The organism is Mangrovibacter sp. MFB070, assembly GCF_000705335.1.
Taxonomy (GTDB): domain Bacteria; phylum Pseudomonadota; class Gammaproteobacteria; order Enterobacterales; family Enterobacteriaceae; genus Mangrovibacter; species Mangrovibacter plantisponsor.
In genome coordinates, this window is the sequence record NZ_JJMI01000042.1 from 77280 (window position 1) to 99195 (window position 21916).

At 49.5% G+C, this 21916-nt stretch carries 20 protein-coding genes; 1 reads left to right on the top strand and 19 read right to left on the bottom strand.

The features are described 5' to 3' along the window. Window positions 1-31 precede the first annotated feature (31 nt). From phoU to glmU, 8 genes are all read right to left on the bottom strand, one after another. The gene (gene phoU / locus DT73_RS19890; RefSeq protein WP_036113971.1) at window positions 32-757 is read right to left on the bottom strand and encodes a phosphate signaling complex protein PhoU; all 726 of its coding nucleotides are present in this window, start codon (window positions 755-757) and stop codon (window positions 32-34) included. Window positions 758-874: 117 nt separating this feature from the next. Next, on the bottom strand, window positions 875-1648 hold the full coding sequence (pstB, locus tag DT73_RS19895) for a phosphate ABC transporter ATP-binding protein PstB (protein WP_036113974.1): 774 nt from the start codon (window positions 1646-1648) through the stop codon (window positions 875-877). A 60-nt stretch (window positions 1649-1708) separates the two neighbouring features. Continuing rightward, complete coding sequence (pstA, locus tag DT73_RS19900; protein ID WP_036113977.1) at window positions 1709-2599, bottom strand: phosphate ABC transporter permease PstA; 891 nt, start codon at window positions 2597-2599, stop codon at window positions 1709-1711. Continuing rightward, on the bottom strand, window positions 2599-3558 hold the full coding sequence (pstC, locus tag DT73_RS19905; protein ID WP_036113982.1) for a phosphate ABC transporter permease PstC: 960 nt from the start codon (window positions 3556-3558) through the stop codon (window positions 2599-2601). Before pstC ends, pstA begins: the two co-directional genes overlap by 1 nt. Before the next feature lie 70 nt (window positions 3559-3628). Further along, on the bottom strand, window positions 3629-4672 hold the full coding sequence (gene pstS / locus DT73_RS19910) for a phosphate ABC transporter substrate-binding protein PstS (protein WP_036113986.1): 1044 nt from the start codon (window positions 4670-4672) through the stop codon (window positions 3629-3631). Window positions 4673-4948: 276 nt separating this feature from the next. Continuing rightward, the gene (locus DT73_RS19915) at window positions 4949-5422 is read right to left on the bottom strand and encodes an OsmC family protein (protein WP_036114088.1); all 474 of its coding nucleotides are present in this window, start codon (window positions 5420-5422) and stop codon (window positions 4949-4951) included. Window positions 5423-5534: 112 nt separating this feature from the next. After that, window positions 5535-7364 carry a glutamine--fructose-6-phosphate transaminase (isomerizing) gene (glmS, locus tag DT73_RS19920; RefSeq protein WP_036113988.1) on the bottom strand — a complete coding sequence of 610 codons (1830 nt, stop codon included), beginning with the start codon at window positions 7362-7364 and terminating at the stop codon, window positions 5535-5537. 187 nt (window positions 7365-7551) lie between these two features. Beyond that, complete coding sequence (gene glmU, locus DT73_RS19925; RefSeq protein WP_036113992.1) at window positions 7552-8922, bottom strand: bifunctional UDP-N-acetylglucosamine diphosphorylase/glucosamine-1-phosphate N-acetyltransferase GlmU; 1371 nt, start codon at window positions 8920-8922, stop codon at window positions 7552-7554. Between the two features lie 329 nt (window positions 8923-9251). Between glmU and DT73_RS19930 the strand changes: the two genes are divergently transcribed. Then, window positions 9252-11426, top strand: a complete 2175-nt coding sequence (locus DT73_RS19930; RefSeq protein ID WP_235234555.1) for a right-handed parallel beta-helix repeat-containing protein — start codon at window positions 9252-9254, stop codon at window positions 11424-11426. Between the two features lie 381 nt (window positions 11427-11807). Here DT73_RS19930 and DT73_RS19935 read toward each other — a convergent pair whose 3' ends face one another. The 11 genes from DT73_RS19935 to mnmG all read right to left on the bottom strand — a co-directional run bounded on the left by DT73_RS19935 (window position 11808) and on the right by mnmG (window position 21914). Beyond that, on the bottom strand, window positions 11808-12227 hold the full coding sequence (locus DT73_RS19935; protein ID WP_036113995.1) for a F0F1 ATP synthase subunit epsilon: 420 nt from the start codon (window positions 12225-12227) through the stop codon (window positions 11808-11810). 20 nt (window positions 12228-12247) lie between these two features. Next, window positions 12248-13630, bottom strand: a complete 1383-nt coding sequence (atpD, locus tag DT73_RS19940; protein ID WP_036113997.1) for a F0F1 ATP synthase subunit beta — start codon at window positions 13628-13630, stop codon at window positions 12248-12250. A gap of 31 nt (window positions 13631-13661) precedes the next feature. Next, the gene (gene atpG / locus DT73_RS19945; RefSeq protein WP_036114000.1) at window positions 13662-14525 is read right to left on the bottom strand and encodes a F0F1 ATP synthase subunit gamma; all 864 of its coding nucleotides are present in this window, start codon (window positions 14523-14525) and stop codon (window positions 13662-13664) included. A 51-nt stretch (window positions 14526-14576) separates the two neighbouring features. Continuing rightward, entirely contained in the window at window positions 14577-16118 is a 1542-nt protein-coding gene (gene atpA / locus DT73_RS19950) for a F0F1 ATP synthase subunit alpha (protein WP_036114003.1), read from the bottom strand. A gap of 12 nt (window positions 16119-16130) precedes the next feature. After that, entirely contained in the window at window positions 16131-16664 is a 534-nt protein-coding gene (atpH, locus tag DT73_RS19955; RefSeq protein ID WP_036114007.1) for a F0F1 ATP synthase subunit delta, read from the bottom strand. A gap of 14 nt (window positions 16665-16678) precedes the next feature. After that, entirely contained in the window at window positions 16679-17149 is a 471-nt protein-coding gene (gene atpF / locus DT73_RS19960) for a F0F1 ATP synthase subunit B (protein WP_036114010.1), read from the bottom strand. Between the two features lie 61 nt (window positions 17150-17210). Beyond that, complete coding sequence (atpE, locus tag DT73_RS19965) at window positions 17211-17450, bottom strand: F0F1 ATP synthase subunit C (RefSeq protein ID WP_000429386.1); 240 nt, start codon at window positions 17448-17450, stop codon at window positions 17211-17213. Window positions 17451-17500: 50 nt separating this feature from the next. Continuing rightward, entirely contained in the window at window positions 17501-18319 is an 819-nt protein-coding gene (gene atpB, locus DT73_RS19970) for a F0F1 ATP synthase subunit A (RefSeq protein ID WP_036114019.1), read from the bottom strand. An 8-nt stretch (window positions 18320-18327) separates the two neighbouring features. Then, window positions 18328-18708 carry a F0F1 ATP synthase subunit I gene (gene atpI, locus DT73_RS19975; protein ID WP_036114022.1) on the bottom strand — a complete coding sequence of 127 codons (381 nt, stop codon included), beginning with the start codon at window positions 18706-18708 and terminating at the stop codon, window positions 18328-18330. A 618-nt stretch (window positions 18709-19326) separates the two neighbouring features. Next, window positions 19327-19950: a 16S rRNA (guanine(527)-N(7))-methyltransferase RsmG gene (rsmG, locus tag DT73_RS19980; protein ID WP_036114091.1), complete on the bottom strand. Its 624-nt coding sequence runs from the start codon at window positions 19948-19950 to the stop codon at window positions 19327-19329. 74 nt (window positions 19951-20024) lie between these two features. Next, the gene (mnmG, locus tag DT73_RS19985; protein WP_036114027.1) at window positions 20025-21914 is read right to left on the bottom strand and encodes a tRNA uridine-5-carboxymethylaminomethyl(34) synthesis enzyme MnmG; all 1890 of its coding nucleotides are present in this window, start codon (window positions 21912-21914) and stop codon (window positions 20025-20027) included. Window positions 21915-21916 lie beyond the last annotated feature (2 nt).

Sequence of the window (21916 nt, forward strand, 5' to 3'; positions counted from 1 at the left end):
GAAGAAAATTACAAGTTTATATTCCCAGCGATTACTCTTTCGGATCTTTTCCCGCCAGCAACTTATCCAGTTCGTCGCCGCCAACATGGCGGAAATCCTGGCCTTTAACGAAATAGAAGATAAATTCGCAAATATTCTGGCAACGGTCGCCAATACGCTCAATGGAACGTGCGCAGAACAACGCTGTCAGAACGCTGGGGATCGTGCGTGAATCTTCCATCATGTAGGTCATCAGTTGGCGCACGATGCCTTCATATTCCTGATCCACTTTTTTATCTTCACGGTAAATACGCACCGCTTCGTCGATATCCATACGGGCAAAGGCATCCAGAACATCGTGAAGCATTTGCACGGTATGGCGCCCTAACGACTCCAGGCTAACCAGCAAGGGCTGGTGCTGCTGGGAAAATTTCTCCAGCGCCGTGCGGCAGATTTTGTCAGCCACATCACCAATACGTTCCAGTTCAGCAATGGTTTTAATGATGGCCATTACCAGGCGTAAGTCACTGGCGGTTGGCTGGCGTTTGGCGATGATGCGCACGCAGGCTTCATCTATCTCCACTTCCATCATGTTGACTTTTTTGTCGCCGTCTACCACGCTTTTTGCCAGTTCGCTGTCCTGGTTATGCATTGCAGTAATGGCATCGGAGAGCTGTTGTTCAACCAGCCCACCCATCGCCATCACCTGGGTGCGGATATGTTCCAGCTCGGCATTAAACTGACCAGAAATATGTTTGTTGAGATTGAGGTTATCCATTCAGAACTCCTTTATGCCCGACAGGCTTTGTCAGATTGCAACACACTTGCTTTACAGCAAAGCGGTGATAACACCGCCAAATGGGTTGCTTTTTCAGTTTCAACACTGCCAGACACATCAACCATAACGGCCAGTGATGTAGTCTTCGGTTTGTTTCTTCTGCGGTGTGGTAAACAGATTATCGGTATTACTGAATTCGATAAGCTCACCCAGGTACATAAACGCTGTGTAGTCAGAACAACGTGCAGCCTGCTGCATGTTGTGGGTAACAATCACTACGGTATAGTCCTGCTTGAGCTCGGTAATCAGCTCTTCAATGCGCCCGGTGGAGATAGGGTCCAGTGCGGAGCAGGGTTCATCCAGCAGCAGCACTTCCGGGCGAATGGCGATACCCCGTGCAATACACAGACGTTGCTGCTGACCACCAGATAAAGAGTAGCCGCTCTGGTGCAGTTTATCTTTGGTTTCCGTCCACAGGGCCGCTTTGGTCAGAGCCCACTGCACACGCTCGTCCATATCTGCGCGGGATAATTTTTCAAACAAACGCACACCAAACGCGATGTTATCGTAGATGGACATCGGGAACGGAGTGGGTTTCTGGAACACCATACCGACTTTGGCACGCAACAATGCAATATCCTGCCGGTTGGTGAGAATATTATCGCCATCCAACAAAATCTCACCTTCAGCACGCTGTTCAGGGTAAAGCTCGAACATTTTGTTAAAGGTGCGCAGCAGCGTGGATTTACCGCAACCAGACGGGCCGATAAATGCCGTTACCTGGTTCTGAGCTATGTCCAGGTTGATGTTTTTCAGGGCATGGAATTTCCCGTAATAGAAGTCCAGATTACGCACCTGAATTTTGCCCGGGTTGTTGTCAGCCATACTCATGTATCTCTTTTCCTTATTCGCTGCCGCAAAGTTAGCCTCTGCGACAACGCTAAAAATGAATTAACCGTGTTTACGCTTCGCGAACAGCACGCGAGCCAAAATATTCAGTAACAGGACGCACAGTGTGATAATCAGAACCCCGGCCCAGGCCAGTTGCTGCCATTCAGCAAAGGGGCTCATGGCGAACTTAAAGATAGTGACAGGTAAGTTCGCCAGCGGTTGCATCATATCGGTGCTCCAGAACTGGTTGGACAGCGCGGTAAACAGCAATGGCGCGGTTTCACCAGCAATACGGGCTACGGCCAACAACACCCCGGTAATAATCCCGGAGACAGACGCTTTCAGGGTAATAGCCCCAATCATTTTCCACTTAGGTGTGCCCAGTGCATAAGCCGCTTCACGCAGGCTGTCCGGCACCAGTTTCAGCATGTTTTCCGTAGTGCGAATAACAATAGGCACCTGCAGCAACGCCAGGGCAATCACACCCGCCCAACCGGAGAAGTGCTGCATTTGCGCCACCACAATGGTGTACACAAACAGGCCGACCACAATAGAAGGCGCAGAGAGCAGGATGTCGTTGATAAAACGAATAACCTCAGCCAGGACAGACTTACGCCCATACTCCGCCAGGTAAACCCCCGCCAGAATGCCCAAAGGTGTGCCAACTGCTGTTGCCCAGAGGATCAATAAGCCACTACCGGCAAGGGCGTTAGCTAACCCGCCGCCTGGTGTGTTAGGTGGCGGCGTCATCTGGGTAAACAGTGCCAGCGACATACCGTCTATCCCGCGGGTAACGGTCGAGAACAGGATCCAGATAAGCCAGAACAAACCAAACGCCATGGTCGCCATGGACATGGTAAGAGCAATGCGATTTTTAAAGCGGCGGCGAGCCTGCATTTTGCGGCGGGTTTCCGCCAGTGCCTGGGCATTTTGCATTTCTAACGTTGCCATTAGCGTGCCCCCTCGTTCTTCGACAGCCGCATAATCATGAGCTTAGAAATCGCCAGTACAATAAAGGTGATAACAAACAGAATCAGGCCCAGTTCCATCAATGCTGCAACGTGCAGGCCAGACTCTGCTTCAGCAAATTCGTTGGCCAGCGCAGAAGTAATACTGTTGCCAGGCATATACAGAGAAACGCTGTCCAGTTGGTAGGTATTACCAATAATAAAGGTGACAGCCATGGTTTCACCCAGTGCGCGCCCGAGCCCCAGCATCACCCCGCCAATTACCCCATTTTTGGTAAATGGCAGAACAATACGCCAGATAACTTCCCAGGTTGTGCAGCCAATACCATAGGCTGACTCTTTCATTAACGTAGGAGTCTGTTCGAACACATCACGCATAACAGCCGCGATGTAAGGGATAATCATGATGGCCAGAATCACACCTGCGGCCAGGATCCCAATACCGAAAGCCGGGCCAGAAAACAGTGCGCCAACGAAAGGTATAGCAGAGAGGATATCGCCCACGGGTGCCTGGAAATAGGTCGCGAACAGGGGCGCGAAGATGAACAACCCCCACATGCCATAAACGATACTGGGGATAGCAGCCAGCAATTCAATGGCAATACCCAGCGGGCGGCGCAACCAGCCAGGTGCGAGTTCAGTAAGAAATAACGCAATACCGAAACTCACTGGCACTGCAATCAGCAGAGCAATAAACGATGTCACTAATGTGCCGTAAATAGGCACCAGCGCACCGTAAATATCATTCGGCGCATCCCAGTCTTTGGTCCACAGGAATGAAAAGCCGAACTTCTGGATACTTGGCCATGAAGAAAAGATAAGGGAGACAATAATGCCACCCAGCAGAAATAACACAATCAGCGCAGCCAGTCTGACCAGTGCGCTGAAGATCATATCGCCCTTTTTGCCTGGGGGATTAAACGCAGGCTTTGTTGCAGCCATATATTACTCTTCTGATTGAGCCCGGAAAGCCAGCTATTATGCTGATTTTCCGGGAAAGGTAACATCCAAATTACTGATACAACGGTTTACCGTCGCTGTCTTTTACGCTGGTTTTCCATGCCGCACGAACCTGCTCGACAACGCTGTCAGGTAAGGTTGCATAGTCCAGGTCTGTAGCCTCTTTACCACCTTGCTTATAAGCCCAGTCAAAGAACTTCAGCACTTCGATACCGCTTTCGGGTTTCTTCTGCTCTTTGTGAACCAAAATAAAGGTAGTAGAGGTGACAGGCCACGCATCAGCCCCTTTTTGATTAGTCAAATCCTGTGCAAAGGATTTGCTCCAGTCTGCCCCTTTCGCCGCATTGGAGAAGCTTTCTTCCGTTGGGCTAACAGGCTGGCCATCTGCTGACACCAGTTTGGTGTAAGCCAGATTGTTCTGTTTGGCGTATGCGTATTCCACATAACCAATCGCGCCAGGCAGGCGCTGTACGAAAGCAGCAATACCATCGTTACCTTTGCCGCCCAGGCCAGTTGGCCATTTCACGGTGGTTCCGGTGCCAACTTTCTCTTTCCACTCATCATTAACTTTTGCAAGGTAGCTGGTGAAAACAAAAGAGGTACCTGAACCGTCGGCACGGCGAACCACAGCGATATTCTGCGCAGGCAGTTTCATGCCAGGGTTGAGTTTGGCAATGGCCGGGTCATCCCACTTTTTAATATTGCCCAGGTAGATATCGCCCAGTGTTTTACCATCCAGCACCAGTTCACCGGATTTCAAACCTGGCAAGTTAACGGCCAGAACAACACCACCAATCACTGTCGGGAACTGGAACAAACCTTCTTTTTCCAGCCTTTCATCAGACAATGGGGCGTCTGAGGCACCAAAATCAACGGTATGAGCAGTAATCTGTTTTACACCACCAGAAGAACCAATCCCTTGGTAATTTACTTTGTTGCCTGTTTCTTTCTGGTACGTGTCAGCCCATTTTGCGTAAACCGGTGCAGGAAACGTAGCCCCGGCTCCGGTCAGGCTGGCTGCTGCTAATGCAGAGAAAGCACTCAGAGATAAGGTCGCGGCGACAACAGTTGCGACGGTGGTACGCATAATGTTCATAATGTCTCCTGCAGAGGTAATGAGTCTGTCTTCTATTTAGAATGATTACGCTGTGCAAAATAGGACAAAGAGATGACAGTAAAATGTATGAAATATTACAGTTTTATGACAACAAGAGATTTACCTGTTTTTATCCTTATAGATCAAGGATAAACACTGTAATAAAAACATCATATTCTTGTCAGAGGAGTATAATTCATGCTCATCGCCCCTGCTGATTATCCTCGTAATTTTTGATTTAAGGACAAAAACAGGGGCTAAAAAACAGGTGGCAGATCAGGCTTGTTTGATTTCCGGCTCACATAAAACCGGGAAATTGAGTGAGTTAGCAATAAAGCAGTATTGATGCGCCTTATGATGCAGGCTGCGGGCGAGTTCCGCATCATCCTGCGCACGAATCGTCACGCAAGGTTTTAACTGGATTTGAGTAAACCGCCCTTCTGGCTCTTCAACCATCGTACCTTCCGGGGTGTCTGTGTAGGACTGAACCACAATGCCGGCATCAGCACATAAATGCAGGTACCACAATTTATGGCAGGCAGATGTTGCCGCAACTAATAGTTCTTCCGGGTTCCAGCGGGTTGGGTCACCTAAAAAGGCAGGGTCTGCTGACCCGGCTATGGCGGCTTTATCTCCACCTCCGGCACTGATGATATGGTCGCGGCTGTAGGTGCGGTAAGAGGATGTTCCTTCGCCGGTATTACCCGTCCATTCAACATTAACAGCGTAATGATGCTGTACACGTTTCATCACGTTCTCCTTTTCAGACTCTTTTGTGTGTTTAAAAGATAGTGTCTGGCGCGTAAAAAAGCCCATCTGAAGATGGGCTTTAATTTTCTGGTAAGGCAGAACGAATAAATAATTATTCGACGGTAACGGATTTTGCCAGGTTACGCGGCTGATCCACATCGGTGCCTTTAATCAGGGCTACGTGGTAAGCCAACAGCTGCAACGGCACGGTGTAGAAGATAGGAGCAATCACCTCTTCAACATGTGGCAGAGAAATAATGTGCATGTTGTCGCTGCTGGCAAAACCAGCATCCTGATCAGCAAACACATACAACTGGCCACCACGGGCACGCACTTCTTCGATGTTGGATTTTAATTTTTCCAACAGATCGTTATTTGGTGCCACAACAATAACCGGCATATCTGCGTCAATCAGCGCCAGCGGGCCATGTTTGAGTTCACCAGCCGCATAAGCTTCAGCGTGAATATAGGAGATCTCTTTCAGTTTAAGCGCGCCTTCCAGCGCAATCGGGTACTGATCACCACGCCCAAGGAACAGCGCATGGTGCTTGTCTGAGAAATTCTCCGCCAGTGCTTCAATACGCTTGTCCTGAGAGAGCATTTGTTCAATGCGGTTTGGCAGTGCCTGCAAACCATGCACGATATCCTGCTCAACAGAAGCATCCAGGCCTTTCAGACGGGAGAGTTTACCCACCAGCATCAGTAAAACTGTTAGCTGTGTAGTAAACGCTTTGGTGGATGCCACACCAATTTCGGTGCCTGCTTTGGTCATTAACGCCAGGTCAGACTCACGCACCAGAGAAGAGCCTGGTACGTTACAAATGGCCAGTGACCCCAGGTAGCCCAGTTCTTTTGATAAACGCAATGCAGCCAGCGTATCAGCAGTTTCACCAGACTGAGAAAGAGTGATCATCAGGCTGTTATGGCGTACAGCTGATTTGCGGTAACGGAATTCAGATGCAATTTCGACATCGCAAGGAATACCTGCCAGCGACTCAAACCAGTAACGAGAAACCATCCCGGAGTTATAGGATGTGCCACAGGCGATGATTTGAATGTGCTCAACCTTAGCAAGCAGTGCGTCGCCCTGCGGCCCCAGTTCGCTGAAATCAATGGCATTATGAGCAATACGGCCAGTCAGTGTGCTTTTGATAGCATTGGGCTGTTCGTAGATCTCTTTTTGCATGTAATGGCGGTAAACGCCTTTATCACCGGCGTCATATTGCAGGCTGGATTCGATATCCGGGCGGGTTACTTCTTTACCTGTGGTATCAAAAATCGTCACACTGCGGCGCGTTACTTCAGCAATATCACCCTCTTCCAGGAAGATAAAACGGCGGGTCACCGGCAACAGTGCCAGTTGGTCTGAAGCGATAAAGTTTTCGCCCATGCCCAGGCCAATCACCAGCGGGCTGCCAGAACGGGCTGCCAGAAGGGTGTCTGGGTGACGAATATCCATAATGACCGTGCCATAAGCACCACGGAGTTGCGGAATTGCCCGCATAACCGCATCACGCAATGAACCACCCTGCTGCATTTCCCAGTGGACCAGGTGAGCGATAACTTCGGTATCTGTTTCAGAGACAAAAACATAACCACGGGATACCAGCAATTCACGCAAAGGTTCGTGGTTTTCAATGATGCCGTTGTGAACCACTACAATGTAATCAGAAACATGCGGGTGCGCGTTGCTTTCTGAAGGTTCACCATGGGTTGCCCAACGGGTGTGAGCAATACCGGTACCGCCATGCAACGGATGTTCTTCCGCTGCCTGTGCCAGCATTTGTACTTTCCCCAGGCGACGCAGACGCGTCATGTGCCCTTCGTTATCCACCACAGCCAGACCGGCTGAGTCATACCCGCGGTATTCGAGACGACGTAATCCTTCAAGAAGGATTTCAGCAATATCACGTTGCGCGACCGCGCCAACAATTCCACACATAGTTTTTAGTCCTGATAATGGCATTACGCCATGCGTTGTCGCTGACCTGTATACCCGGTTTCCCGGCCCCCGAGCCTTGTAGAGAGTGGGGTTATAGTTTTATTGCACGCATTTTGCGTGCGGGCGGGTTGTTTTTTATCCTCGCCCTTTCACAGTGAGCCGGAGCCCACTGCAAAGAATACTGTTATTACTTCTTCTTAACCGGGCGTGACCAGCCAGCAATATGCCTCTGTGGTACCCGGGTTATTACCAGTTCATTTTCGCCAACATTGCGCGTAACCGTAGTACCTGCGCCAATGGTTGCGCCTTTCGCGACACTGACAGGTGCCACCAGCTGAGTATCTGAACCGACAAACACATCGTCGCCAATGAGTGTCTGGTGCTTATTGGCACCATCGTAATTACAGGTGATGGTACCCGCGCCAATATTAACGTTGTTACCGATGTCCGCATCGCCAAGGTAAGCCAGATGGCCCGCTTTTGAGCCTTTACCCAGGCGCGCTTTTTTCATTTCAACAAAGTTACCGACATGCGCGCCTTCGCCCAGCTCAGCCCCCGGACGCAGGCGGGCAAATGGGCCAACAGTACAGGCTGGTGCCAGTTGTGCGTCTTCTATTACCGTGTACGGGCTGAGTTCGCAATCATCACCAATCACGCTGTTTTTAATAATACAACCCGCACCAATTTTTACCCGGTTACCCAGTTTAACCTGGCCTTCGATGATAACACCCGGGTCAATTTCTACATCGCGCCCATGCTCAAGGCTGCCACGCAAGTCAAAACGAGCCGGATCCCGCAGCATCACCCCAGCCAGCAGTAAACGCTCTGCATTTTCAGTTTGGTATACCCGCTCAAGGCGAGCCAGTTGCAGGCGGTTATTAACCCCTTCAACTTCACTCAGGCGAGCCGGGTGCACTGCGGTAATCATGCGGCCTTCGGACCACGCCATAGCGATAATATCGGTAATATAATATTCACCCTGGGCATTGTTATTGCTGAGATTAGCCAGCCAGCGTTTCAGGTCGCGGCCACTGGCAACCAGAATCCCGGTGTTTATTTCCTGAATCTTCAGTTGTTCTTCACTGGCATCTTTTTGCTCAACAATACCGGTCACGTTGCCGTTTTCACGAGTAATGCGCCCATAACCGGTAGGGTCATCCAAAGTCACCGTTAACAGGCCAATCCCACCTTCTGGTTTTGCTTCACACAGTTTTTGCAGTGTATTAACGCTAATCAGCGGGACATCCCCGTACAACATCAGGATATCTTCATCGTCCGCAAAAGCGGGGGCAGCCTGCTGCATTGCATGGCCCGTACCCAGTTGCTCCGCCTGTAATACCCAGTTCAACCGGGGTTCGGTGAGCGTTTGCCTGAGTAAATCACCACCATGGCCATAAACCAGGTGAACCTGATTTGCCCCAATTTGGGTCGCGGCGTCGATAACATGCTGCACCATTGGCTTTCCAGCCAGGTTATGCAGAACTTTCGGGAGGTCGGAATACATGCGGGTGCCTTTGCCTGCGGCAAGGATAACCACGCTCATCGAACGATTTAACATAAGCGTCCTGACTAGTTACGATGAAAGAAGTAAAACGATTTAGCGTTATAAATGCTACATATTTTGCATCATAAAACACATTGTTGCTAAATCCGCCATGGTTTTCCTCTTATTGCACAATATCGGCTTTATTACCCGGTTAATTGCGTTAAAACGCTGTAAAAATCAGCAGTAACATGATGGTTTAACACTTATTTTTAGTTTCAAAATAAACAACCACATTCTGACCAATAAAACAGCATTTCAAAAATCAACCTTTGTGATAAACATAAAAGAAACAGCGTTTCATTTTAGTGATAATGCGGGCAAATCAATACGGAGAGACAACAGTGTCAAAACTTCCTTTTGCCCTAACACTTTGTGGTGCGGTGCTTTCTGCACAGGTTTGCGCCCAACAACAACCGCATATCTGGCATGCCATTACTTTTGGGCAATCCACAGATGTGAATTTTTCCTCTAATGTTCTGCCTGAAAAAGTGGGAGTGAATGATGTCACTATTGCGGGCAAAAAACTGGATACCACCAGCAAAGCGGATTTATCCCAGCCGGTAACCATTGAAAGCCGTGGTGGGAAAATTGCCAACTCCCACGATGGACTGACCTTTTTCTATACCCAACTCCCGGCAGACCAAAATTTCTCGTTGCAGGCCACTGTTACTGTAAATCAATTTGGCCCGGAAAATGGTGCCAAACCCGCAGCTCAGGAAGGCGCCGGTTTACTGGTGCGCGATATTCTGGGTAACCCACGCCAGAACCCATTAAAACCCGGGTATGAAGAGTTTCCTTCGGCGTCTAATATGGTTATGAACGCCATTATGACGCAGGACCGCAAAGATGCTGACCAGGTAAAAATGCAGGCAATGTACCGCCAGGGTGTATCCCAGCCATGGGGTAATGCTGGCGCGGCCATCACTAAGAAAAGTTACAAAGAACAAATCAGCCTGGCGAAAAACGGGACTTTTCGCCTTAAATTACAGCGCACTAATGATGGCTATATTACCTCCTGGGCACCAGCAGGAAGTGATGACTGGGTGAGCCAGCAGGTAAAAGGCGCAGACAGCGTAACAGTGCAGGATAAGCAACATTATTACGTGGGGTTCTTTGCTTCGCGTAATGCCAAAATCACTATTTCAGATGCCACGCTGACTACCACACCTGCAGAAACCCAAGCGTCTCCGGCCTGGGTGGCAAAACCCTGGCCTGTCGTGGCGCAAATTGCATCTTCTGATAAATCGGCCAGCAATGACTATGTCGTTCAGGCCCGGGCAAACTACGACGGCACCTGGTCAGTCACACAAAATGAAGTGGTGATCGGGGCTAATAAAACTGTTAAAGCCGGGGAGATGATGACTCAACCCGCTTCTCTAGCGAACGGCAACCAGTTTTCCCTGGACTTCACACCTGCAAATGCACCAGACAAACCCGTGGTCCAAAAGCTGGTGGTAGAAAAAATCGCCGCCAGTTCCAGTGAGCGTATTTATGCCGGCCCTCAGGGGAAAGCAGATAACGCAGGGACATCAGGTGCACCGCTGGATTTAACCTCTGCAGTTCATATGCTGCCGCCAGGTGGCACGCTTGTGCTGTCGCCGGGTGATTATGCCGGTATCACTATTCCGCTTTCAGCCAGTGGGCTGGCAGATAAGCACAAAACGCTGGTGGCAGAAGGCAAAGCGGTTATTCATGGAGTGTTGCTGGAAGCCAGTTACTGGAACATTAAAGGTATTGATGTTACGGACAAGAGCCTGCGCATTACGGGTAGCCATAACCTGGTTGAGAATGTAACGGCTTACCATAATGATGACACGGGTATTCAAATTTCTTCGCCAGATAAGATTGGCCGCCCTCTGTGGGCCAGTTATAACCGTATCGTTAACTCTGAATCATGGGGCAACGAAGACCCGGGTAAAATCAATGCGGATGGATTCGCAGTGAAAATGCGTGTAGGGGAAGGGAACCGCCTGGAAGGCTGTTACGCCCACAATAACGTGGATGATGGCTTTGATTTATTTAACAAAATTGAAGACGGCCCGAACGGCGTTGTGGTGATCGAGAATTCCATTGCCCGTAACAACACCAGTAACGGTTTCAAACTCGGCGGTGAAGGCCAGCCAGTCGCCCACCAAATTCGCAACAGTATTGCTATTGGCAACCACCTGGACGGTTTTACCGATAACTTTAACCCAGGGCGCTTAGTCGTTGAAAACAATACCGCGGTAGATAACCAGCGCTTTAACTTTATCTTCCGGCCAAGCCCTTACGGTGGACCGGAAACTCAGGGAGTATTCAAAGGCAACAAATCACTGCGCACCACACCAGCTAAGTATGATGATGCAGTTACTGGTGACGTGGACAAATCAGATTACTTTATCCATAAAGGGAAAAGTGTGAACAGTGCGGGTAAGGAGATTAAGGCAACCGATTTTTCGTCACTGACGATGCCTGAACCACTGTTACGTAAGCCGAATGGTACGTTTGATTTTGGGTCATTCCTGCAGAAAAAATAAGCCTGTTTAATACATGCAAAAGGTCGCCACCAGGGCGACCTTTTTTTATCCGGATATCTTCGCAAGGGCTATGTTTCAGCGATCTAGCGAAGAACAACTATCACAGATGGAAAGTACCAAATGAGAAACTCATGTTATTAAAAATAGCGATGATTTTGTTAATCAGTTTCATGGTGGCATCCTAATCGGTGAATTAAATTTTGTGACTCAGCTCACAAAAAGAAGTGTACGCTTCTTGTTCGACCCGATCAAGATTTTTGAGACATAGATCACATAAAAAAGAAAAAGTGTTTTATTTTCAATATTCACCTGACTTCAGTTTGCAATAAAAAAAGCCAGCCGGGTTGCCCTGGCTGGCTTTTTACGTGCTTCAAGCCGGTGTTACATCGCTTTTTTGGTCAATTCAATAACACGCAGTTTCGCGATGGCTTTCGCCAGCTCAGCAGAAGCTTGTGCGTAATCCACGTCACCGTGAGAATTACGAATGTGATCTTCTGCTCTGCGTTTCGATTCCATGGCTCTGGCTTCATCCAGATCCTGGCCGCGAATTGCCGTATCAGCCAGCACGGTTACTGTGCCAGGCTGTACTTCCAGAATGCCGCCAGAAAGATAGATAAACTCTTCATGGCCATGCTGTTTAACGATGCGGATCATACCAGGCTTAATGGCAGTAAGCAGCGGAGCGTGACCCGGGTAAATACCCAGTTCACCTTCACTACCTGTAACCTGGATTTTCTCAACCAGACCAGTAAACATCTGCTGTTCTGCGCTGACGACATCCAGGTGGTAAGTCATAGCCATATCACCCTCCGATTACGGCGTTAAAGTTTCTTGGCTTTTTCCACGGCTTCGTCGATGGAACCAACCATGTAGAACGCTTGTTCCGGCAGGTGATCGTATTCACCGTCCATAATGCCTTTAAAGCCACGGATGGTATCTTTCAGCGAAACGTATTTACCCGGAGAACCAGTAAAGACTTCTGCCACGAAGAACGGCTGAGACAGGAAGCGCTGAATTTTACGAGCGCGAGCTACCACCAGCTTATCTTCTTCTGACAGTTCATCCATCCCCAGAATGGCGATGATGTCTTTCAGTTCCTGGTAACGTTGCAGAATAGACTGCACGCCACGGGCAACATCATAGTGTTCCTGACCAACAACCAGCGGGTCCAGCTGACGGCTGGTGGAATCCAGCGGGTCAACTGCCGGGTAGATACCCAGAGAAGCAATCTGACGGCTCAGTACCACGGTTGCGTCAAGGTGCGCAAAGGTGGTGGCTGGTGACGGGTCAGTCAAGTCATCCGCAGGTACGTATACCGCCTGTACGGAGGTAATAGAACCCGTCTTGGTTGAGGTGATACGTTCCTGAAGAACACCCATTTCTTCTGCCAGTGTTGGCTGATAACCTACCGCGGAAGGCATACGACCCAGCAGAGCGGATACTTCAGTACCGGCCAGGGTATAACGATAGATGTTATCGACGAACAGCAGAACGTCACGGCCTTCGTCACGGAATTTCTCAGCCATGGTCAGGCCGGTCAGTGCAACGCGCAGACGGTTTCCCGGCGGCTCGTTCATCTGGCCGTAAACCAGGGATACTTTATCCAGAACGTTGGAGTCGGTCATTTCGTGGTAGAAGTCGTTACCTTCACGGGTACGTTCACCAACGCCTGCAAACACTGAGTAACCGGAGTGTTCGATCGCGATGTTACGGATCAGCTCCATCATGTTTACGGTTTTACCTACACCAGCACCACCGAACAGACCAACTTTACCGCCTTTTGCAAACGGGCAAATCAGGTCGATAACTTTGATACCAGTTTCCAGCAGATCCTGGGAGTTAGCCAGGTCTTCGTAGCTCGGTGCTTCACGGTGAATAGCCCAACGTTCTTCTTCGCCGATGTCGCCTTTCATGTCGACCGGCTCACCCAGTACGTTCATGATACGGCCAAGTGTTGCTTTACCAACCGGGACTTCAATCGGGTGTTCCAGATCTTTCGCATCCAGGCCACGACGCAGACCGTCGGAAGAACCCATTGCGATAGTACGAACAACACCACCACCCAGCTGCTGCTGAACTTCCAGCACCAGGCGCTCTTTACCATTAATTACCTCAAGGGCATCGTACACTCTTGGTACGGCATCCTGAGGAAACTCGACGTCCACCACGGCGCCGATTACCTGGATAATCTTTCCAGTTGCCATCTTGAATCCTCTACGTAATTCGTAAACCTGGTTAAACCGCGGCGGCCCCCGAGACAATCTCGGTGAGTTCCTGAGTAATGCTGGCCTGACGAGCTTTGTTGTAAACCAACTGCAGCTCTTTGATCAGGTTGCCGCCATTATCGGTTGCAGCTTTCATCGCAACCATACGTGCGGCCTGTTCGCTGGCCAGGTTTTCTACCACGCCCTGATAAACCTGTGATTCGACATAACGGCGCAACAGGGTATCCAGCAGCGCTTTCGGATCAGGTTCGTACAGGTAATCCCAGGATTTACGTTTTAAATCATCATCTTCTGATGCCGGTAAAGGCAGCAGCTGAGTGATGGTCGGAACCTGAGACATGGTGTTAATAAATTTGTTGCTGACAACGTAAAGCTTGTCCAGACGGCCTTCATCGTAGGCCTGCAACATCACCTTAACCGGACCAATCAGTTCTGACAGAGCAGGGGAGTCCCCCATGCCTGTTACCTGTGCAACGACATTGCCGCCAACAGAATTAAAGAAAGAAACGCCTTTAGAGCCAATCAGAGCCAAATCACTCTGAATGCCTTTTTCAGACCACTCTTTCATTTCATTCAGCAGCTTTTTGAACAAGTTAATGTTCAGGCCGCCACACAGACCACGGTCAGTCGACACCACCAGAAAACCGACGTGTTTTACTTCGCGCTCTTCCAGGTAAGGGTGCTTGTATTCCAGATTACCGTTTGCAAGGTGACCAATCACTTTGCGCATGGTCTCTGCATAAGGACGGCTGGACGCCATGCGCTCCTGCGATTTACGCATTTTGGAAGCGGCGACCATCTCCATCGCTTTAGTGATCTTCTGCGTGTTCTGGACGCTTGCGATCTTACTACGTATCTCTTTTGCGCCGGCCATGAGCTTCTCCTCAATGCCTAACGGCTTGCCCCGAGAGACAAGCCGCAGACGTTACCAGGACTGGGTTGCTTTGAAGGAATCGAGGATGCCTTTCAGCTTGCCTTCGATTTCATCGTTGTAAGACCCAGTTTGGTCGATTTCTTGCATCAGCGGAGCGTGCTCACGGTCAACGTATGCCAGCAGTGCAGCTTCGAAGCTACCGACTTTCGCCAGCTCGACATCACTGAGGTAACCACGTTCAGCCGCAAACAGAACCAGAGACTGCTGCGCAACGGACATCGGCGCATACTGTTTCTGTTTCAGCAACTCGGTTACTTTCTGGCCGTGATCCAACTGCTTACGCGTTGCATCATCAAGGTCAGAAGCAAACTGGGAGAACGCTGCCAGTTCACGATACTGTGCCAGAGCGGTACGGATACCACCGGACAGTTTTTTCATGATCTTGGTCTGCGCTGCACCACCCACACGGGATACGGAGATACCCGGGTTAACTGCCGGACGAATACCGGAGTTGAACAGGTTGGTTTCCAGGAAGATCTGACCATCGGTAATAGAAATTACGTTGGTCGGAACGAACGCGGAAACGTCACCCGCCTGGGTTTCGATAATCGGCAATGCGGTCAGTGAACCGGTTTTCCCTTTAACTTCACCTTTAGTGAAGGCTTCAACGTATTCAGCGTTTACACGCGCAGCACGTTCCAGCAGACGGGAGTGCAGATAGAATACGTCGCCAGGGAATGCTTCACGTCCAGGCGGACGACGAAGCAGCAGAGAAATCTGACGGTAAGCGACAGCCTGTTTGGACAGGTCATCATAAACAATCAGGGAGTCTTCGCCACGGTCACGGAAGTATTCACCCATTGCACAACCGGCATAAGGTGCCAGGTATTGCAGTGCAGCGGATTCAGACGCAGAAGCAACAACCACAACGGTGTTTTTCAGTGCGCCATGCTCTTCCAGTTTACGAACCACGTTAGCAATGGTGGACGCTTTCTGGCCGATAGCCACGTACACACATTTGATACCGGAATCACGCTGGTTGATGATGGCATCGACAGCCAGAGCGGTTTTACCAGTCTGACGGTCACCGATGATCAACTCACGCTGACCACGACCGATTGGAATCATGGCATCGACAGATTTATAACCGGTCTGTACAGGCTGGTCGACAGACTGACGTTCGATAACGCCAGGCGCGATAGCTTCAACAGCTGAGAAGCCATCGTGTTCAACCGGGCCTTTACCATCAATAGGTTCACCCAGGGTGTTAACAACACGACCCAGCAGGCCATTACCTACCGGTACTTCAAGAATACGGCCAGTACACTTAACTTTCATGCCTTCGGCAAGGTCAGCATACGGACCCATCACAACTGCACCTACGGAGTCGCGCTCCAGGTTCAGTGCGATAGCGTAACGGTTACCCGGCAGAGAGATCATTTCACCCTGCATTACCTCGGCCAGGCCGTGGATACGGATAACACCGTCACTTACAGAAACAATAGTACCTTCGTTGTGAGCTTCACTCACCACGTTGAACTGAGCAATGCGCTGCTTGATCAGTTCGCTGATTTCGGTGGAATTCAGTTGCATGCTCCAGTCCCCTTAAGACTGCAAGACGTCTGCCAGGCGTTCAAGACGACCACGGACGCTACCGTCAATGACCATATCGCCCGCACGAATGACAATACCTGCCATTACAGACTTATCAATTTTGCAATTCAGCTTCACTTTGCGAGACAGACGTTTTTCCATCGCGGCGCTAATTTTCGAAAGCTGTTCTTCGCTTAACGCGCTGGCTGAAGTCACATCAACTTCAACGGTGGCCTCGAGGGCTGCGCGCAACAGAACAAACTGCTCAAGAACATCAGGAAGAACCGACAGACGCCCATTTTCAGCCATCACCTTAATCAGGTTCTGGCCATGGGTATCTACCTGGTCACCACAAATAGCGATAAACGACGCAGCCAACGTTTCAGGTGCCAGTGCACCTGAAATCAGCTCAGCCACCTGTTCGTTCTTGGACACCTCTGCGGCAAACGCCAGCATTTCCTGCCAGCGATCCACATTCTGGTGTTCAACCGCAAAGTCAAAAGCTGCTTTGGCGTAGGGGCGAGCTACAGTAACAAATTCAGACATCAGCCCCTCCCTCCTTACAGTTCAGCGACCAGTTTATCAACGATGTCGCTGTTAGCAGCTTCATCCACGGAACGTTCAATAATCTTCTCGGCACCAACGATAGCCAGTTGAGCGACTTGCTTACGCAGTTCCTCGCGGGCACGTTTACGTTCAGCGTCGATTTCGGCCTGAGCCTGTGCCACGATTTTGTTACGTTCCTGTTCTGCTTCCGCTTTTGCTTCTTCCAGAATCTGAGAACGGCGCTTGTTCGCCTGCTCAACAATGACCTGAGCTTCAGCTTTCGCTTTTTTCAGCTGGTCGGTCGCGTTGGCCTGTGCAAGGTCAAGGTCCTTTTTAGCTCGTTCGGCTGAAGCAAGTCCGTCAGCAATTTCTTTTTGACGTTTTTCAATGGCAGCCATTAACGGCGGCCAGACATACTTCATGCAGAACAGAACAAACAGGACAAACGCGATGGCCTGGCCGAGGATTGTTGCGTTAAGATTCACAGCACAATGCCTCTTATCTAGTTAATGTTCTGATATTGCTTTAGTTTTAAAGCAATGCTCACTACGCGACGGCGAACATCACGTACAGACCCAGACCCACAGCGATCATCGGGATAGCATCCACAAGACCCATAACGATAAAGAACTGTGTACGCAGCAGAGGAATCAGATCAGGCTGGCGTGCAGCGCCTTCCAGAAATTTACCCCCGAGGATGCCGATACCGATCGCAGCACCGATTGCCGCCAGACCCATCATCACAGCGGCAGCCATGTACAGCAGATCCATATTCAGGTTTTCCATGACAGTCTCCAGTTTGTTTCAGTTAAAACGCAGTAGTAGTGTTAGTAAAATTAATGCTCTTCAGATGCCATCGACAGATAGACAATCGTCAGAACCATGAAAATGAAGGCTTGCAGCGTAATGATCAGGATGTGGAAGATTGCCCACGGAACGTTAAGCAACCACTGTGACCACCACGGCAACAGACCAGCAATCAGAATGAAAATCAGCTCACCCGCATACATGTTACCGAACAGTCGCAAACCAAGAGAAACAGGTTTGGACAATAAACTGACCCCTTCCAGAATCAGGTTCACGGGAATAAACACCGGATGATTGAACGGCTGGAGCGTCAACTCTTTCGCGAAGCCACCAACGCCTTTCATTTTGATGCTGTAGAAAAGAATAAGAACGAAGACACCCAATGCCATGGACAAAGTGACGTTCACATCAGCAGACGGAACAACACGCAACGCTGGCAGACCAAATACATGCTCGCCAATAAATGGCAGCAAGTCGATTGGCAGCAAGTCCATCAGGTTCATCAGGAAGACCCAAACAAAAATCGTCAGGGCCAACGGTGCAATAACCTTGCTTTTGCCATGGTACATGTCTTTGACACTGCCATGAACAAAACCAACGATTAATTCAACCGCTGTCTGGAATTTGCCTGGCACGCCCGTCGTTGCACGTTTCGCAACACGGTGGAAAATAACCAGGAACAACAAACCCAGAACCACTGAGAAAAACATGGAGTCAATATTCAGCGTCCAGAATGTGGCCGGGGGGTTTTGCGGATCCACCATTGAGAATGTACGCAGGTCAATCTGTAAGTTATGCAGATGGTGACCTATGTATTCCTGCGGTGTAGAGATTTCTCCTGCAGACATGATGCCTCTTACCCTTTGTTGTTAATTACAGCTGGCGCCAGTATCTGTACAACCAGCACCAATAACCATGTCACTATAAGCGGCAGCCAAACCGCCTTAAATACGCCCAACGCCACAACCAGAATAGCAAACGTTGCCACTATTTTTACGCCTTCGCCAATTGCGAACGACCAGGCCATACGACCTTTAGTGAATGTTTGCGCCTGATGACGCCAGGCAAAAATCATAAAAAATACGTTAGGCAGCCAAACCGCCACACCTCCACCAAGAGCGGAAGCTCCCCATACGGGGTCTTTGAGGCAAAAAAGCAATCCACTTGCTATCAAAGCCAAAAATTGAACGAACAGAAGCTTAAGCGCTACGTTTCTACTCATGAGCGACACTGACATAACGTGAATAACTCCTGCTCCCTTTGAGGTATGTCGCGAGTCGTATAAAACTGTCTTTATGGCTCAGAGTCAAGTTCCAAAAAGCGAGCAAATTATACGGGGCGGACACGTGAATTCAAACAATAAGTAGCAAAAAGGTGAACAAATGTTTAAATAATTTTCTGTGCGCCTTTTTTCTAAAGTTTTGTTCAAACCTCAATCAGTTCACCAAAATTACCAATTAAGTGGTAACCATGTAGTTAAAAGCGTGCCACTGATCACAAATCCAACAATTTTCTGCTTATCAATTTAAGAATAAACTGGAAAACGAAAAACCTATCCTTATGAAAAATAAGTGCATTATTTAAATATTTTTAGAAAAAAGCCTAAAACACAATAAAAACCTTTTATTGACATTTAACTAAAAAATTTAACTTTTGCTCTTTTTCACCAGCTAGTATCTTTTGCCCGCTCATATTTTCCATGTTTACTATTTATAAAGTTAACAAAAAGAGTGACGTTAATTATCGGAAAATAACTGGTAAAAAAATTGTGACATGTAACCAACTATTACGCTGATTTAGCACGGCTTTTTTAACGATTAAGAAACAACTGTATTTCCACTTTTTTTGATAAATATTAATTTTTTTTTGGTCGAATAATCACCAGATGCCGTTCACCTTCCAGTTCAGGTACAGCCAGGTGAATGACTTTTTCCACCGCCAGTTCTGGTGGCAGGCTGTCTATCTCATCCTGCGGTAACACGCCTTTCAGGGCGTAGAACAAACCGTTCTCAGCAGGAAGGTGATGGCACCACGTCACCATGTCGGTCAGTGATGCAAAAGCGCGGCTAAGAACACCATCAAATGCCGGGTCCGCAGGAAAATCTTCTACCCGGCTTTGCACTGGTGTGATGTTCTCCAGTTTAAGCTCATGCTGAACCTGGCGCAGAAACCGCACGCGCTTACCCAGGCTGTCGAGCAGGGTAAAGTGTGAATCCGGGCAGACAATTGCCAGAGGTATACCAGGCAGCCCCGGGCCGGTTCCTACATCGATAAAACGCTGCCCTGACAGATGCGGTGCAACCACAATACTGTCCATGATATGGCGCACCAGCATTTCCTGTGGGTCGCGCACGGAAGTCAGGTTATATGCCTTATTCCATTTGTTGAGCAGTTCAACATAAGCCAGTAACTGGCTTTTCTGGTGAGAGGACAGCGTAATCCCCGCGTCATCCAACAGATGAGATAGTTTATTCAGCATATTGAGCACAAAGTTACCTATAAAAAAATGGCCAGGTTAACCCTGGCCAGACGGTTATCTGTATCTTATCAGCATCAGGCCATGCGACGAAGCAGCCCTTGTTTTTTCAGCCACACCAACAAAATGGAAATGGCGGCAGGTGTAACACCTGAAATGCGGGAAGCCTGGCCAATGGATGACGGTTTATGGTCATTCAGTTTCGCAGTAACTTCATTGGACAAACCAGAAACCTGACGGTAATCCAGCGTGGCAGGAAGTACCGTATTCTCGTTGCGCAGTTGTTTCTCGATTTCATCCTGCTGACGGGCAATATAGCCTTCGTATTTAACCTGAATCTCAACTTGCTCAGCAGCCTGTTCGTTTGGCAGTGCCGGTGCAAACTGAGAAAGCGAGGTTAACTGCTGGTACGTCATTTCCGGGCGCCGCAGTAAATCTTCACCACTTGCTTCACGGGTTAATGGCGTTTTGAGCAGAGAATTCACCTCAGTTGCATGTTCAGATGCCGGGTGAACCCAGGTTTCTTTCAGGCGCTGGCGTTCACGCTCAATGTGTTCCAGTTTCTGGTTAAAGTGCGCCCAGCGCTCATCGTCCACCAGCCCAAGCTCGCGCCCAGCCTCGGTTAAACGTAAGTCTGCGTTATCTTCCCTCAACATCAGGCGGTATTCAGCCCGGGAAGTAAACATGCGGTAAGGCTCTTTGGTACCCAGCGTGCACAGATCATCAACCAGCACACCTAAATAGGCCTGATCGCGGCGTGGTGACCACCCTTCCTGGTCTGCGGAATAACGCCCGGCATTAAGCCCGGCCAGCAACCCCTGAGCTGCCGCTTCTTCGTAACCTGTTGTGCCGTTGATTTGCCCGGCAAAGAACAGACCATGGATATACTTGCTTTCCAGTGTAGGTTTGAGATCGCGCGGATCGAAGAAATCATACTCAATGGCATACCCGGGGCGAACGATCTTCGCATTCGCCATCCCGTCCATAGAGCGAACAATTTGCATCTGCACGTCAAACGGCAGGCTGGTGGATATCCCGTTAGGATAAATTTCGTTGCTGGTCAGCCCTTCCGGCTCCAGGAAGATCTGGTGCGCGTTGCGATCAGCAAAACGCATGACTTTGTCTTCAATCGATGGGCAATAACGTGGGCCAATGCCTTCAATGACGCCTGCGTACATTGGGCTGCGGTCCAGATTATTACGAATCACGTCGTGAGTGCGTTCGTTGGTATGCGTGATATAGCAAGGAACCTGCTGAGGGTGTTGGCTTGCTGAACCCAGGAAAGAGAACACTGGCATTGGGTTATCCCCATGCTGTTGAGCCAGCACAGAGAAATCGATAGTCCGGGCATCAATACGCGGCGGTGTTCCTGTTTTCAGGCGGCTGACGCGCAAAGGCAACTCACGCAGGCGGCGAGAAAGCGGTATGGACGGCGGATCGCCAGCACGACCACCACTGTAGTTGTCCAGACCAATATGGATTTTGCCGTCAAGGAATGTCCCGACAGTCAGCACTACTGCTTTTGCACGGAATTTCAGGCCCATTTGGGTAACAGCACCAACAACCTGGTCGTTTTCGACAATCAGATCTTCAACTGCCTGTTGGAAGATCATCAGGTTTGGCTGGTTTTCCAAAGCTGTGCGTACTGCCTGCCGGTAAAGAACACGGTCAGCCTGAGCACGGGTTGCTCTGACTGCGGGGCCTTTGCTGGCGTTTAGTATCCTAAACTGGATACCAGCCTGATCGATAGCTTTTGCCATCAGGCCACCAAGCGCATCCACTTCCTTAACCAAATGTCCTTTGCCAATACCGCCAATAGCCGGGTTACAGGACATCTGCCCCAGAGTGTCGATATTGTGTGTCAGTAAAAGGGTCTGTTGGCCCATTCGGGCTGCAGCCATTGCTGCTTCAGTCCCTGCGTGACCCCCGCCAATGATTATGACGTCAAAAGGATCTGGATAAAACATGG